Here is a 15,868-nt window from a genome sequence, read left to right as displayed (position 1 = left end):
TGCAAGCTACTTTTGGAGACGATTGTATGGAAACCGATTCAACTCCTTTAAAAGCTGCACATCGTTTCTCAACGGGCAAGCGCCTGGCTATTGGCTTCGGTGCCGTCATTTCGGTGGTGGCATTGTTTGGATTGCTGGGCTATTACTGGTTGCCCGGCTATGCAAAAGCCAAGCTCGAGACAATTCTATCCGAGAAGCTGAATCGGCCGGTAACTATTCAATCCATCGATATTCAACCTTACACGATGGAAATCACGGTACAAGGCTTTCGCGTAGGAGAAAAAGCGGCGGTCAATCCAGACAGCGCTCTATTTGCTTTCGATCGATTGTATGTCGATCTAAGCATCGAATCGATTACCCGCCTCGCGCCCATTGTAAGCGCTGTCACCTTAGCGGCACCCAGGCTGCACCTAGTACGTGAAGATAAGAATCGTTTCAATATTTCCGATCTGATTGAAAAATTTAAACAACCTGAAGATCAGGCTAATGATAAGCAAAGCAAGATGCTATTTTCAGTCAGCAACATTAGTATTGAGGGGGGTTCCTTTGAATTTGAGGATCAAGTCAAAAAAAGCCATCAGAGAATTGCTGAAATCGAGCTGAGAATTCCATTTATTGCCAATCTTAAAAGCGCAGACGTCAATTGGGTTGAACCTTATCTCAGTGCCAAAATCAATGATGCCCCTTTCGCACTCGATGGTAAGCTGCATCCGTTCTCTGATAAGCGAGAAGCCACGCTCTCACTCAAATTTAATGATATTGATCTCACTGATATCGACGAGTATTCACCCATTCCGATCGGTATCCACCTGCTTTCCGGGAGCCTGGACAGTGATTTATCATTGACTTTCACACAAATAACGGACGAAGCACCCAGCATTGGTTTATCCGGGCATGCAGCACTCAAACAACTGGTCATTGAAAACAGGGCGGTTGAATCGCCGCACAAGGTGGAACTGAAACGAATTGATATAACGCTAGACGAAGCTAATTTAACCGGCCCCAAACCGTTACAGGCGGCGATAATGCTGGCAGATACCGCGCTGACACGTCTCGGTGAAGCCAAGCCTGTCATTCATTTACCCAAACTGAGTATCGACACGATCAAGGTCGATCGGACTCAACGAAATATAGAGCTTAGCCCGGTGATACTGGATGGAGCAAGCGCCTCGATACGCCGGCAAACTGATGGACAGCTTGATTTAACTCGTCTATTCGCGCCCGTTTCGCTACCAGAAGATAGTATGCCTGAAGCGGGATCATCATCGCTGCCCATATCAACACAAGCATCCGTATCTCCTGGACTCGTTATTCCTGGTAAAAAACCTGCCGATACAGCTCATTCTCCAAATAAGCCCAGGCAAATTGCATCGCTCTCGAAGCAAGCCGTTGTGCTGATCCCAGATCGTAAACCTGCTCATACCGCCCCCCCTTCCGCTGAACAGGGCAAAATAGCGGAAGAATCCACTCCATCGCTTGCCGCTGCAGAAACTGACAAAGCCTGGACAACACAAATCGATCAAGTGAAACTGACCGGTGCAACCTTGCACTTTGAAGATCACACGTTGACAAAGGTCGTACCGATGAACATTGATTCATTGGATTTAGTGATCGACAATATTGATTTAAGTGGTATCAAACCACTGGATCTGATACTTCAGGCAAAAGTTAATCAGCGTGGCAGTATCGAAGCCAAAGGCTCTCTCGCATGGGCACCTTTAGCAACTAATCTCGCGATCGATCTCCAGCATGTCGATCTTGTGCCATTACAGGGCTGGGCGGGCGATCGATTAAACGCCCTACTCACACAAGGTGACATCTCTTTCCAGGGTCATCTCAAGGCCGATGGAAATCCGCTCAAGATAGCCCTAAATGGAAAAGGGCAACTTACCAAATTCAATGTACTGGACAAGATCAAAGCCTCCGAGCTGCTTCGCTGGAAAAACATTGATTTCACAGGCATTCAGTTTATCAACGAACCACTGCGAGTGGATATTACCTCCATTGAACTCTCTGATTTTTATGCTCATGTAATTTTATTACCGAGCAAAGAACTCAACCTTCGCAACCTTGTGCGTCAGGAAGGAACTGCCCAGGCACCTGCACCTGCACCAGCACCGGTCTCTGCATCGGCCGAATCTGTTAACAAGGCTGTACCTGTTGACGCCACCGCAAATGCGCCTTTGCCCGTTCGTATCGATAAGATTATCTTACGAAATGGTCATGTCAATTTTGCAGATCAATTCATCAAGCCGAACTATCGGGCTAATTTGACTGGGCTCAAAGGACAAATCGGACCGCTTCATCCGGGTAAATCTGGAAAAATAGATATCCGTGGCTCAGTCGATAAATCTGCTCCGTTGCAAATCTCTGGAACGATCGACCCATTCAGCGGGCAACTCTTTCTGGATATTGTGTCAGTTGTCAAAGGGATTGACATGCCGACTTTCAGTCCCTATGCAGGCAAATATATTGGCTATGTCATTGAAAAAGGGAAACTCTCGGTCGACGTTAACTATCATATTGAACAGGGTGAGCTGAAAGCCAAAAACAACATCTTTCTTGACCAATTCGTTCTGGGAGATAAAATAGACAGTCCCGAGGCTGCGTCATTACCCCTGGATCTTGCAATATCCCTGCTTAAGAATCGGCATGGTGAAATTGATATTCATCTGCCAGTTAGCGGATCGATTAACGACCCAGAGTTCAGTTTAAGTGGAATTATCTGGAAGGCATTCGTTAATTTGCTTACCAAAGCCATCACAGCACCGTTTTCCCTGCTGGGCTCGCTGCTCGGAGATGGAGAAGAATTGTCAGAGATCAGCTTTCCATCAGGCCATGCTACGCTTGAACCTGAAATGGAGAAACGCCTTCAAGCGCTCTCATCAGCCCTGATGGAACGCCCTGCGCTCAAACTCGAAATTACGGGTTTCGCGGATCCAGTCAACGATCATGAAGAACTCAAACGAGCATTACTCGATCGCAGAATAAAAGCTCAGAAACTTTCCGAAAGCGTGAAAAAAGGACAAGCCATTGGTTCACTAGAGGAAATCGAGCTGGATGAAAAAGAATATGCCCACTATCTCACGCGTGTCTATAAGGAAGCCCATTTTGAAAAACCCAAAAATATCATCGGATTGACTAAAAGCCTACCCATAGACGAAATGGAACAACTTATACTCGCTCACACCACGATCAGCGATGAGGAACTGCATGAGCTCGCCCAGCACAGAGCAAGCACCGTTCTCCATTGGTTAATTGAGCAAGGTAGCATTTCCAGCGAGCGCATATTCGTGCTGGGGACAAAAGTAGAATCAGCAAGCGCAGGCCAGCAACCTAACAGTCATGTGGTGTTTTCCATCCAGTAACATATTCCAGCAGCATCTACCTCCTCAGCATACCCAGCCAAGAAACAGATCACCGCACTCCCCTATCCATTGAAACAATGTCAACCTTCGCTAATACCCTGATTCTTTGGCAAACTCAGCATGGCCGGCATGGGCTGCCCTGGCAGGGAACACGCGATCCTTACGCCATCTGGATCGCGGAAATCATGCTGCAACAAACACAGGTGATGACGGTAATCCCCTATTACCAGCGTTTCCTGGAAGCTTTTCCGGATATCGAATGCCTCGCTAAAGCTTCTATTGACGCGGTACTCGCTTTATGGAGTGGCCTTGGCTATTACTCGCGCGGCCGCAATCTACATAAAGCAGCCTGCCAGATGGCGGAGTATCATCAGGGCAGGTTTCCACAGCATGCAGCGGAAATTCAGCAGCTCCCAGGCATAGGCCGCTCTACGGCTGCCGCCATCGCTGCTTTCGCGTATGGCGAACGTTGCGCGATACTGGATGGGAACGTCAAGCGCGTGTTGACTCGCTACTTTGGCATCATCGGCTATCCAGGAGAGAAAAAAACTGAAGCACTCTTGTGGCAGAAAGCGGAAGCGCTCCTTCCAGAAGAAAATGCTGCACAACATATGGCTACTTATACCCAAGCGCTGATGGATCTGGGTGCAACCGTGTGTACGCGTCATCAGCCCAGATGTTCGCGTTGTCCATTGCAGCCGGATTGCGTTGCTTTCAGAGAACATCGCGTAGCTAGCCTACCCACCCCCAAACCCAGAAAGCCATTACCCAGTAAGGAAACTACTTTTTTGATACTGATCGATCAAGACAAGATTTTGCTTGAAAAACGGCCAAGCCCAGGCATCTGGGGCGGACTATGGTGTCTGCCAGAAAGGCAGATGGATAACAGCAGCCAGATTTACTGCATGCAATTTCTTGGGATGGATGCAGCACTCTTCGCTGAGTTACCTCCCCTTGATCACACCTTTACCCACTTTAAACTGCGAATCTATACGCAATTACTGCAAATCATCAATCGGCCTCGCAGGAAAACGGATCATGAAATATGGATAACCATTGATGATGCATTGCAATTAGCCATCCCAGCGCCTGTTAGAAAAATTTTGCTGAAAACTGTCTTCCGGCAACAGCTTCTGGCGCATTAAACCTAGAAACCATGGTTGACTGCCTCACAATATCTCTAAGCGCATGTTTACAATAGAAATACTCTTAAATAACAGACTCATCCAATGGGTAAGCCCGCTACGAAATGGATCGCACGATTTTCTGCGCACCTCGCGACGTCACAACTTCCTGGAATGTATTTCGAATCATTGCACCTTGTACTTTCCCTCAGGCAGGATAAGCAGGCGCTTCGCCGTAAAGCAAAAGCTCGCAAAAAAACCACCCCCCCCCATCTCGCCCAACTACAGTTTCTGTTTCTAGGTTAGAATAGCCGCCCTATGGATAACTGGCGAGAATGGCGAAAACAACAACGCGCTTATTTGATAGCGCGCCGAAAACAAATTACTGTTGCAGAGCGCTCCGTCTGGAGTGAAGCGATTACTACCTCACTCACACAAGGCTTCCCCGTCCTGCAGCAACGCTGTGTGGGATTTTATTCACCCTACCAAGGCGAATACGATCCAGCACCGGTAATGGCGTATTTATCTGCTCGTGGAGCAACGTTGGCGTTACCTGAAGTGATTGGTCCGCATCAACCGTTAAAATTCCGCAAATGGTGGCCGCAGGCCCCTATGAGAAAAGATGCCTACGGCATCGCTATGCCTCACGATACCGAGCAAGTGGTCATCCACGCCGCAGTTATCCCAATGATAGGGTTTGATAATCAAGGTTACCGGTTAGGTTATGGCAGTGGTTTTTTTGATCGCACTCTGGCTGCAATCCATCCTCGGCCATTAACCATCGGTATTGCTTTTGAGTTGCTCCACCTACCGACCATTTATCCCCATGAACACGATATTGCGATGGATTATATCGTCACCGAAAAAACCGTCTATTGTTTAGCTGATCATGTGTTACAGCCGATTTCGCGGGAGATGTGCGCCATGGAAAATGCGCTGGAATAGCGTCAGCTCTGGTGAAAAACTTTGCCTTAGCTTTCCTCGCCCCAACGTGGCATCAACGTATGAGCAACCCCCAGATGATCCAGAATACGTGCGACCACAAAATCGACGATATCCTGTATGCTCTGAGGATGATGATAAAACCCAGGATTCGCTGGCAGGATAATCGCACCACAGCGTGCAAGCCGTAACATATTTTCGAGATGAATCACAGAAAATGGCATTTCACGCGGCACTAAAATAAGCTTGCGGTTTTCCTTGAGCATGACATCTGCTGCGCGCTCGATTAACTTCTGATTCAAGCCTGAAGCAACAGCCGACAATGTTCCCATCGTACAGGGGCAAATCACCATCGCATCAGCCGGGTTAGAGCCGGAGGCTACTGGCGCGAACCACTCTTCTCGCCCAAATACCTTGAGTAATCCTTTTTCTGCATTGAAGTAGTCATTGAAAAATGCCTCTGCTTCCTGCGCACGGGAAGGAAGCATCAATTTCATCTCCTGCTGGGCCACGATCTGCGCCACTTGCGAATACAACAAATAAACGCGAATACCCTGAGCCAGTAACATTTCTAACAGACGAATGCCATAAGGCATTCCGGAGGCCCCTGTAAAGGCAAGCGTGATCGTCCGCGCAGCACTCATCTCAAGATAAAAAAATAAACATAGAATCTCAAATATTATTCTGAGGCATGACCATTCATTTCCTGCTCATGACGCTTGATGAATTCCTGGGTGCTGTCAATTCCGCGTAACTGCAAAATATAATTCCTGACCGCAGCTTCTACCAATACTGCCAGATTTCGTCCTGCGGCAACGGGAATAATCACTTTGCGTATGGTTACACTCAAAATATTCTCATTGAGATTACTCAGGGGCAGCCGTTCAAACGAACTGATATCCGAGCCACTAGATTTCTCTAAATGAACGATCAATTTCATGTTCTTGCGCCGGCGAACCGCGGTTTCTCCAAAAATAGTACGGATATTCAACATGCCAAGCCCGCGCACCTCAAGATAATCACGTAATATCAGTGGACACGACCCCTCAAGTGTTTCTGGTCCGATACGGCGCAATTCGACGACATCGTCCGCCACCAACCCATGACCACGACTGATTAACTCCAACGCCAATTCGCTTTTACCCACCCCGCTTTCACCCGTTATCAGCACGCCCATTCCCAGAACATCCAATAACACGCCATGTTTGCTGATACTCGGCGCCAGTACTTTAGCCAGAAAGGAACGCAACACCCAGATTACTTCCAGACTTGAACAAGTTGAACAAAGTATCGGTGCTTGTTTGCTTATAGCGAATGATCTCAATGCATCAGAAACCAAGGCACCATCAGCCACGACCATACATGTTAAATCACTTTGAGCTAATTGCTGGAATTTCTTCTGCAGTGGCAAAGGATCAAGCTGATTGAGATAATCAATAGCAATACTACTCAGCACCTGTATCCAGTTGGGATGAATAAAATTGAGGAGGCCAATCATTCCTTGAGCGGATTTAGCCATGGCGTCATTATCAAGCTGTTTGCTGCCATACTCCTGCCCGCAATCCCAGGTCAGGCTCAATTTATCCTGACTACCCTCAAATAGCTGGGTAATGCTAATTTGAGACATTATGAGGCGTCCAGTCAGTGATAAGTTGATGGATCTCCTTTGCATCCTTGCTCAGAAGTAATTTTTCACGAAAACTTTTATCGCTAAACATTTGCGCCAGCTCGCTTAAAATTTGCAGATGTTTATCAGTCGCCTTCTCAGGTACAAGGAGAATACAAGCGATATTGACGGGCAAACCATCCGGAGCATCAAAGGGTATGGCTTCTTTTATTCTAACCAAAGCAGCCGCTGCTTCACGAAGCCCCTTGATCCTACCATGTGGAATCGCTACACCTTGGCCAAGGCCGGTAGAACCCAACCTTTCTCGCGCGAACAAGCTATCAAAAACCTGACTGCGTGCGACGTGTAACGTGTTCTCAAATAATAATCCAGCCTGCTCAAAGACACGCTTTTTACTGGCGACATCCAGATCGACGATCACATTTGATTCAGGTATTAACTGTGAAATAAGATTCATAAAAAGAAAATAAAAATTACCCTCGATAAACGTAACATAGTACATTTCGCCAGAAATTATCTTTTTGACATCGAAATAAAAGCTGTATTTAGGCGGATTTGTATAAGATTGGGAAGATCAGCTTGTATTGGCAACATATCTTCAATCATCTCGATATGTCATCGTTCTTTTATTCCTGGACCTTAACCCTGTTCCAGGTCAGCAGGTGTTGATAAAGCAGGATAATCTCTGGCACTGCAATTTTCTATTAAGTTGATCGGGTGTTACTCAGGGTGATCAAATTCCTGATTTTTTAGTGCGTCATGATTACGACGCTCTATATTCTTTTCCTTATACTTAAGAAGTTGCCGGTCAAGCTTGTCCACAAGACTGTCGATCGAAGCATACATATCGACACCCTCTGCCTCGACAAAAATATCTTTGCCGCGGATATGCACATTGGCTTCAGCTTTTTGTTTATGTTTTTCTACTGACAAAATGACATTCACTTCAATCACATGATCAAAATGCCGAGCAATCTTGTCTATTTTAGAATTCACATAATCACGCATGGCTGGCGTGATTTCTACATGGTTTCCGGTAAGATTCAAATTCATGATGTCTCCTTAATTTAAACAATTAAATATTTAACGCCAGGCAATGCAAATCATTTTTGTGTAAGACCTCAAGACTTAAATTTTGATTATCATTTATCCATCGGCACTACAAGAATTGCATATACGACCTGATTAATTTGGGATCACTCTACTGCTGGGTTGTACCTACTATCTAGCTATTACGGGCAAAATATCAAGAAAAAACATCATTCTTTAAAGAGGCTCTTTGCAAAATCCTGTGAGCAGCGATCATACCAGATACTGGAATAGTGCAGACGATAAACGACAGTAATAGGGTCTGGCAAAACGACGGCTATTTCACTCAATAACCTCTCTACTCGGAATCATTAGTGATGATTGGCTGAACTAACCCTATTCAGGGATTGCCCCGGAGAAAGAAGACGCTCCCCCTCCCCCCGTTAGCTCAATGGCAAGATAATAATCAGAATACAACTTCTTTAAACTGTGCATTTGGCGTCAACACCTGTATTTTTTCGAGTTGTATCAACTCAACTTGCTGTGGCCCCTGTTCATTATCGATAACCAGGAATTCACGTTTTTCTGTGGTTGTTACAATATCTTTTGCCTTACCCTCAAAGACTTGCTGATCTTTTAAAATAAGTCTCACCTGATAGCCATACATGCAAGCCACTTCAATATAATCATGAAGTTCACATGCAATGAGTTGTTGCGTCATGATGTATTCAATCCTTTTAGAAAAAAGTGATTTTAACGCTATCAGTGAAAAATGGTAGCGCACTGCCATAAAGATAACGAAGATTGAATTTTTTGCTTCTTCTGCTACAGTACAGTTTACTATTTACTCAGGAGGCATTTATGACGACCCGGATGACCATCACAATTCTTACAATTTCACTGATGCTCGGCGGCTGTGCCGCCATGACTGATACCCAACGTGGCACCACGCAAGGCGCGGCCGTTGGCGCAGGCACGGGAGCGGTGATTGGTGCACTCATAGGCGGTGGCAAAGGTGCTGCGATTGGCGCAGGTTCAGGCGCTGTACTGGGCGCAGGAGCAGGCTACCTATGGTCGCAAAGAATGGAAGAGCAAAGAAAGCAGATGGAAGCGGCAACAGCCGGTACCGGTGTACAAGTTTCACAAACAGCAGATAATCGCCTGATGCTCAATATCCCAAGTGATATCTCGTTCGATACGGGGCGCGCAGATATTAAGTCCAATTTCAGGCCCATTCTCGATAGCTTTGCGACCAGCCTGCTTAATAATCCCAGCACAACGGTGATGATTGTGGGGCACACTGATAATACCGGCAATGATGCCATTAACAATCCTTTATCAGTCAATCGGGCCGCCAGTACACGCGATTACTTGGTCAGCCGCAACGTACCTATTCAGCGTATCCAGATCGATGGCCGTGGTTCGTCTCAACCTGTCGCACCTAACGATAGCTCTTATAATCGAGCCAAGAATCGCCGGGTTGAAATCTTTGTCATGGAGCAGCAAGCATCATCACCTGCGCTACCTCAACAGTGAGATATGGAGCATCAGGAACTTTAAAAAAGTACGACTGTTTATTGACACAGACAGTCGTACCATTCAATGTAATGCGTGTAGAATTTCAAAAATATTCTAACCATACTCATCTCCATTTTCAGAAAAATAATTCTAAAGAGTTTAGGAAGCTATGACAGATCCAACAAATCGTAAAGAAGGCTGGGAGAAGGAAATGCTGGAAAAGCTAGTATTTTCATCTTTACAGGAGCAGCGTCGCGCGCGTTATTGGGGCATTTTCTTTAAATCGCTCACTTTTATTTACCTTTACGTTTTACTTTTCTGGGGATTAGGTTGGGTTGGGGATGAAACTGTCGGAACTTCTGACAAACATGCTGCGCTCGTTGATTTACGTGGTGAAATCAAGCCTGACAGCATGGGGAGCGCAGGCAATGTTAACGCGGCTTTGCAAAAAGCCTTTAAAGACAAAAACACTGCGGGTGTTATCCTGCGAATCAACAGTCCGGGAGGCAGCCCGGTTCAAGCAGGCTATATCAATGACGAAATTCGCCGGTTACGGGCGGAATATCCGCAAATTCCACTTTATGCTGTTGTAGAGGACATTTGCGCTTCAGGAGGCTATTACGTTGCAGTGGCTGCCGACAAAATCTTCGTGGATAAAGCAAGCGTCGTTGGTTCAATCGGCGTCATACTGGATAGCTTTGGTTTTACGGGCACCCTCGAAAAGCTGGGTGTCGAGCGACGCCTGCTCACCGCAGGAGAAAATAAAGGTTTCCTGGATCCTTTTCTACCTTCTGATCCCAAGCAACGAGATCACGCCAAACAAATGCTGGCTGAAATTCATCAGCAGTTCATCCAGGTGGTGCAACACGGCAGAGGTGACCGCTTGAAGAATACGCCGGAGATTTTCAGCGGATTGCTCTGGACCGGCGAGAAGAGCATTGACCTCGGCCTTGTCGATGCGCTGGGCAGCGCTGAATACGTTGCCCGAGAAATCATCAAGACTGAGCGCATGGTTGATTTTACTACCAAGGAAGGATTGGCTGAGCATTTTGCCAAGCGTTTCGGCAGAATGACCGCTAATCTGCTGGCTAGAACGGAAAACTGGCAATTGCGATAATGCTTGTCATCATTTCTCAAGTACCTCAGTCAGCATTCGAGCAACGCCCATTTGCCACTGAGGAATATTTAATCCAAAGGTACGCCGGAATTTCTCAGTCTTCAAGCGAGAGTTAAGCGGGCGCTTTGCGGCTGTGGCAAAAACACGACTGGCCACTGGCAGAATGGCGTCTGACTGAACCTTGATTGCGCAAGCATGTTCTCTTGCAAAATCGAGTATAAAGCGGGCATAGCCATACCACGAGACCTCCCCGTCTGCGACCAGGTGATAAAGTCCGGCTACCTCAGGTTGCTTCAATGCCATTAAAACTGCGTGGGCAGTAGCATCGGCAAGCAAGTCAGCTCCCGTAGGAGCGCCCATCTGATCATCGATGACTGTAAGCTGATCACGTTCCCGCGCCAGACGCAGCATGGTTTTAGCAAAATTGTTACCCCGCGCAGCATAAACCCAGCTCGTTCGGAAAATCAGATGTCGGCAGCCAGCGCTGCGAATAGCCTCTTCTCCCTGCAATTTGGTTTGGCCATAAACATTCAAAGGTGATGGCAAATCAGATTCGCTCCATGGCTGATCGCCGCTGCCATCAAACACATAATCCGTCGAGTAGTGGACCAGCCAGGCATTTATATGGCGCGCTTCCTGCGCTAAAACGGCCGGTGCTTCGACATTGATTCGATATGCGAGGCCTCGCTCAGCCTCAGCCTGATCAACTGCGGTATAGGCGGCGGCATTGATGATGACATCTGGCGCAACCGCTCGCACGGTCTGCGCAATCCCTGTCAGATCGGCCAAATCACCGCAATATTCCTGACTGGATCTATCCAGTGCCACCACTTCGCCAAGCGGCATCAAGCTGCGTTGCAGCTCCCAGCCGACCTGTCCATTCTTTCCGAATAACAGTATCTTCACTCGGCCTGTCCCTGATAGTGGGTTTCAATCCACTGCCGATACTCGCCGGACTGGACATTGGCAACCCAATCCTGATTATCCAAATACCATTGGACGGTTTTACGAATACCCGTTTCAAATGTTTCAACGGGTCTCCAGTCTAGCTCCCGTTCGATTTTACGTGCATCGATAGCATAGCGGCGGTCATGACCTGGACGATCCGCTACATATTTGATTAATTTATGGTAATCAGCAGGACGAAACTCCTTGAGCAAATTACAAATGGTATCCACAATCTCCATATTGGTTTTTTCATTCCAGCCTCCGATATTGTAAGTTTCTCCAGGGACGCCGGCCTCCAGTGCTCGGCGAATGGCACTACAATGGTCCTTCACATAAAGCCAGTCACGGATTTGCTGACCATCTCCATATATCGGCAATGGCTTACCCGCCAATGCGTTCACGATCATTAATGGAATGAGCTTTTCCGGAAACTGAAACGCGCCATAGTTGTTGGAGCAATTCGTGATCAGGGTGGGCAGCCCATAGGTATGATGATAAGCACGTACCAGTTGGTCACTGGAGGCCTTGCTGGCTGAATAAGGACTATTGGGCTGATAGCGGTGTGTTTCCGTAAAAGCAGGCGCATCTTTAGAGAGAGAACCATACACTTCATCCGTTGATACATGAAGAAAGCGGAAATCTTGTCGAGTCTTCCCTTCCTGCTCTTTCCAGTAATGGTAGACTGTCTCCAGTAACCGGAAGGTGCCCACGATATTTGTCTGAATGAATTCTTCCGGCCCATGAATGGAACGATCAACATGACTTTCTGCTGCCAGATGGATGATCGCACGAGGCTGAAATCTCATCAGCAATGTGGCCATTTTCTGGTGATCGTTAATATCACCTTGCACAAAGATGTGCCGCAGATCTCCCTCTAATGAAACCAAATTCTGCAGATTGCCCGCGTAAGTCAATTTATCGAAATTAATGACGGGCTCATCCGATTGCGCCAGCCAGTCCAGTACGAAATTTGCCCCAATAAATCCTGCCCCACCTGTTACTAGAATCATATTTCTTTCCGAAAAGTTGTTTGAAAAGTCATTTTGATAGCTCAATTGAATTCATTAGGCCGCCATGTCAGCATTAGTCCCGATTCTCCCGGCATTGCCTGGAAAGCGCAGTCCACACCGATGCCAGGCACCCAGACGAGTTGTTCCCCGCTAAAAAGTAACGGCAGGGCTCTACGCTCCCAGGGTGGCAGCAAAGCCTCCTGCAGGATTTTTTTCAGGCTGCGGCGGGGTCGCTTGCAATCAGGCTGGAATCGTTCTCCACCCACGCGCAAACGCACGGTCACCGGCTTCTCAACCAGCTTATCCCGCTTGATTCCGGCGCCTTCCTGCTGAACGCATTCGATTGTTCCTCCCAGGGACTCAAGAACCCAGTGACGCTCCCCATGCCAGACAAGTGGCGCTGTTATCTCGGGTTGCGCACGTTTTGATTGCATCCTGACCAAGCCTTTAAAGCATCGTATCTCCATTTCTCCAAAAACAAGATGGAGTTTGGTATCGGCCGCCGCAGTGAATAATTGCCGCAAGATCTCTTCAAGTTTTACGGTACTGGGCTGGATGACATCGTGCTGCGAGCACACATAACGCAACAGATTCTTTGCACGAGGAAAGCTAAGCTTGCGCAGGCTCTCAATATGAAGATTGCCTGCTGTCATGGCGCGTTTGCTATCAATTTCAGCAAGCTCATCCAACAAGTGAGCCGCTTCACCCAAGTGATGGCTGGCACGCGAGACTGTCTCCCGATAGGCCGGAAATCGCTGCTCCAGTCGAGGGAAAATGGCATGTCGAAGAAAATTACGGTTGAACGTCGTGTCGTCATTACTCTCATCGTTCACCCAGCCAAGATAGTGTTGTCGTGCATACTGCATAATAGTTTCGCGAGATACCTCGAGCAGTGGCCGCAATAACCGGATCGCACCTGCTGAATCGAGCTTCCTGACAACCGGCATTCCTCCCAACCCCTTAACGCCGGCACCGCGAAGAAGCTGCAATAGCACGGTTTCAACCTGATCATCCTGGTGGTGCGCCAGCACAATGTAATCCGCCTGAACGCACTCGAATACCTGATAACGCGCCTGCCTGGCAGCCGCTTCGAGACTCACCTGGGGCGCCTTCTTGACTTTCAGACGAAAAATCTGGATGGGAATACCCAGGGCGTTACATTGATCCTGACAGAAATCACTCCATTGGGCAGCATAAGCGCTAATGCCATGCTCAACATGCACTGCGGAAAGTCTGAAGGCCATCGATCTTGAAAGCGTATGGAGTAAATGCAGCAGTACCACTGAGTCGACCCCCCCGCTTAGCGCAACCACCAAATGATCTCTCCTGGTGACTTGCTCGCGCAGGATACTTTCAACATACTCAAGAATGGTGATCGAGCTTGATTTCCTTGAATTTACCATACCCCATCAATCGATTGAAACGTTTCTCCAGTAACGCCTCATGCGGGAGATCCTGAAGTTTTCGTAAGGAATCCTGCAAGGTGCTCCTGACTGAATGCATCATGGCGGGATAATCGCGATGGGCCCCGCCAATCGGCTCGCTGATAACAGCATCGATCAGCCCCATTTCTTTAAGGCGATCAGCGGTAATCCCCATGATTTCTGCCGCTTCGGAAGCTTTATCTGCACTCTTCCACAGAATAGAAGCGCAACCTTCCGGAGAAATCACCGAGTAAGTTGCATACTGTAGCATCATGACCGCATCCCCGACAGCAACAGCCAGCGCACCGCCTGAACCCCCTTCACCGATCACGACGCAAATGATCGGGACTTTCAGTTCAGCCATTACGTAGAGATTTTGCCCGATCGCCTCGGACTGCCCGCGTTCTTCCGCATCGATCCCCGGATAGGCGCCTGGCGTATCGATAAACGTCACCAGCGGCACCGAAAATTTCTCCGCCAAGCGCATTAATCTGAGCGCCTTGCGATAGCCTTCCGGTTTCGGCATACCGAAATTACGGTAAATTTTCTCTTTGGTATCGCGACCTTTCTGATGACCAATTACCATTACCGTCTTGCCGTTAAAACGTGCTAATCCACCGACAATCGCATGATCATCAGCGAAATGGCGATCACCGTGAAGCTCCTCAAAATCAGTGAATAAGTGCTGTATGTAGTCGAATGTATAGGGACGCTGCGGATGACGCGCCACCTGTGATATCTGCCAAGGTGTGAGCTTGGCATAGACGCTTTTGGTTAGCGACTGGCTTTTTGCCTGTAATTTAGCAATCTCAGCGGAAATATCCAGCGCTGAATTATCCTGAGTAAAGCGTAGTTGCTCGATCTTTTCTTCAAATTCCTCGATGCCCTTTTCAAAATCCAGAAAAATCGTTTTCATGAAAGTATGCATGTAACTCTAAAAGCAGGATGATACAGGATCTGAAGGTATTTCTGCAGGATTGGACAAGCCAGCATGACTCTTATTCAAACCTTCCTGAGGCCTTATGCCGCAAAAAAAGATTTTCTGTCAAACATCCGCCCACATGCGCAGCAAGTTATGGTAACAGGATACCAGCGCGACGATTTCCGGACTTTCCGGGCTACGCGTGCGTAGCCCCTGAATGGACGCATCCAGTTGGAACAGTAACGCACGCTGGCTCGTATCACGCACCATGCTTTGCACCCAGAATACTGCGACATCCCGGCAGCCGCGACGAATGGGTTCCACTCGGTGCAAACTGCCTGAGGGATAAAGCACAAGATATCCGGCAGGGAGTTTGATCTGCTGGACTCCATAGGTATCCTCAATGATCAGCTCACCCCCTTCATATTCATCCGGATCCGACAGAAACAACGTGCCGGATACATCGGCACGCATGGTCTGAGACCCAAGCCGTATCGCATTATCGGCATGCATGCCAAACCCCATGCCTGCTCCATAACGGTTGAATAACGGAGCACAAATCATCCTGGGTAAAACTGCGGAAACAAACAGTGCATTGCGATGCAGCGCATCATGCACAATCCCTGTCAGCATTTGTGTCTCAGGTGCATGTGCCGCGAGTTGCAAGTTATTCTTTACCTGAGCGGCCAGTTCACCGGCCGTAGCCCGACCGTCACCAAACTGCGCTTCTGAATAAATCATCCGAATATGGGAAAGCTGTTCGGCGGTTAAAATATTATCAATGACGAGGAGCATTCTTTCCTTTATTCATGAAATCATTCTTGGTTTATCAATACTCG

Annotated in this window: 15 protein-coding genes; 5 read left to right on the top strand and 10 right to left on the bottom strand. The window is 47.8% G+C overall.

Annotated elements, in window-relative coordinates; all coding sequences use genetic code 11:
* The first annotated feature begins 26 nt into the window (after positions 1-26).
* From BLW34_RS01295 to BLW34_RS01280, 3 genes are all read left to right on the top strand, one after another.
* Positions 27-3,368: a DUF748 domain-containing protein gene (locus tag BLW34_RS01295; protein ID WP_090574530.1), complete on the top strand. Its 3,342-nt coding sequence runs from the start codon at positions 27-29 to the stop codon at positions 3,366-3,368.
* Positions 3,369-3,445: 77 nt separating this feature from the next.
* Positions 3,446-4,513: an A/G-specific adenine glycosylase gene (gene mutY / locus BLW34_RS01290; protein WP_090574528.1), complete on the top strand. Its 1,068-nt coding sequence runs from the start codon at positions 3,446-3,448 to the stop codon at positions 4,511-4,513.
* Between the two features lie 297 nt (positions 4,514-4,810).
* Positions 4,811-5,437, top strand: coding sequence for a 5-formyltetrahydrofolate cyclo-ligase (locus BLW34_RS01280; RefSeq protein ID WP_090574524.1), 627 nt, complete (start codon positions 4,811-4,813; stop codon positions 5,435-5,437).
* A 26-nt stretch (positions 5,438-5,463) separates the two neighbouring features.
* Here the strand turns inward: BLW34_RS01280 and BLW34_RS01275 are convergent, their stop codons facing one another.
* The 5 genes from BLW34_RS01275 to BLW34_RS01255 all read right to left on the bottom strand — a co-directional run bounded on the left by BLW34_RS01275 (position 5,464) and on the right by BLW34_RS01255 (position 8,811).
* Positions 5,464-6,078 (bottom strand): flavin prenyltransferase UbiX, encoded by a 615-nt coding sequence (locus tag BLW34_RS01275; RefSeq protein ID WP_090539381.1) that lies wholly within the window; start codon positions 6,076-6,078, stop codon positions 5,464-5,466.
* Positions 6,079-6,113: 35 nt separating this feature from the next.
* Positions 6,114-7,061: an HPr(Ser) kinase/phosphatase gene (hprK, locus tag BLW34_RS01270; RefSeq protein ID WP_090574522.1), complete on the bottom strand. Its 948-nt coding sequence runs from the start codon at positions 7,059-7,061 to the stop codon at positions 6,114-6,116.
* Positions 7,048-7,518 (bottom strand): PTS sugar transporter subunit IIA, encoded by a 471-nt coding sequence (locus BLW34_RS01265; protein ID WP_090539532.1) that lies wholly within the window; start codon positions 7,516-7,518, stop codon positions 7,048-7,050. The genes hprK and BLW34_RS01265 overlap by 14 nt, the downstream gene beginning before the upstream one ends.
* A 263-nt stretch (positions 7,519-7,781) precedes the next feature.
* Positions 7,782-8,114: a ribosome hibernation-promoting factor, HPF/YfiA family gene (gene hpf / locus BLW34_RS01260; protein WP_090539385.1), complete on the bottom strand. Its 333-nt coding sequence runs from the start codon at positions 8,112-8,114 to the stop codon at positions 7,782-7,784.
* A 442-nt stretch (positions 8,115-8,556) separates the two neighbouring features.
* Complete coding sequence (locus BLW34_RS01255; RefSeq protein WP_090539534.1) at positions 8,557-8,811, bottom strand: Rho-binding antiterminator; 255 nt, start codon at positions 8,809-8,811, stop codon at positions 8,557-8,559.
* Between the two features lie 140 nt (positions 8,812-8,951).
* Here BLW34_RS01255 and BLW34_RS01250 point away from each other — a divergent pair, with 140 nt between their 5' ends.
* Positions 8,952-9,626, top strand: coding sequence for a YiaD family glycine zipper/OmpA-like lipoprotein (locus tag BLW34_RS01250; protein WP_090574520.1), 675 nt, complete (start codon positions 8,952-8,954; stop codon positions 9,624-9,626).
* A gap of 151 nt (positions 9,627-9,777) precedes the next feature.
* The gene (locus BLW34_RS01245; RefSeq protein WP_090574518.1) at positions 9,778-10,725 is read left to right on the top strand and encodes a S49 family peptidase; all 948 of its coding nucleotides are present in this window, start codon (positions 9,778-9,780) and stop codon (positions 10,723-10,725) included.
* 9 nt (positions 10,726-10,734) lie between these two features.
* Here BLW34_RS01245 and rfbD read toward each other — a convergent pair whose 3' ends face one another.
* The 5 genes from rfbD to BLW34_RS01220 all read right to left on the bottom strand — a co-directional run bounded on the left by rfbD (position 10,735) and on the right by BLW34_RS01220 (position 15,824).
* Positions 10,735-11,631: a dTDP-4-dehydrorhamnose reductase gene (gene rfbD / locus BLW34_RS01240; RefSeq protein ID WP_090574516.1), complete on the bottom strand. Its 897-nt coding sequence runs from the start codon at positions 11,629-11,631 to the stop codon at positions 10,735-10,737.
* The gene (rfbB, locus tag BLW34_RS01235) at positions 11,628-12,683 is read right to left on the bottom strand and encodes a dTDP-glucose 4,6-dehydratase (RefSeq protein ID WP_090574514.1); all 1,056 of its coding nucleotides are present in this window, start codon (positions 12,681-12,683) and stop codon (positions 11,628-11,630) included. The genes rfbD and rfbB overlap by 4 nt, the downstream gene beginning before the upstream one ends.
* A gap of 41 nt (positions 12,684-12,724) precedes the next feature.
* Complete coding sequence (gene tilS / locus BLW34_RS01230; protein ID WP_090574513.1) at positions 12,725-14,086, bottom strand: tRNA lysidine(34) synthetase TilS; 1,362 nt, start codon at positions 14,084-14,086, stop codon at positions 12,725-12,727.
* Positions 14,046-15,023, bottom strand: a complete 978-nt coding sequence (locus tag BLW34_RS01225; RefSeq protein ID WP_090574512.1) for an acetyl-CoA carboxylase carboxyltransferase subunit alpha — start codon at positions 15,021-15,023, stop codon at positions 14,046-14,048. Before BLW34_RS01225 ends, tilS begins: the two co-directional genes overlap by 41 nt.
* A 129-nt stretch (positions 15,024-15,152) precedes the next feature.
* Positions 15,153-15,824, bottom strand: coding sequence for a Fe2+-dependent dioxygenase (locus tag BLW34_RS01220; RefSeq protein WP_090574511.1), 672 nt, complete (start codon positions 15,822-15,824; stop codon positions 15,153-15,155).
* Positions 15,825-15,868 lie beyond the last annotated feature (44 nt).

The organism is Nitrosomonas sp. Nm58, assembly GCF_900107335.1.
Classification (GTDB): domain Bacteria; phylum Pseudomonadota; class Gammaproteobacteria; order Burkholderiales; family Nitrosomonadaceae; genus Nitrosomonas.
This window is presented reverse-complemented; position numbering and strand designations above follow the sequence as displayed.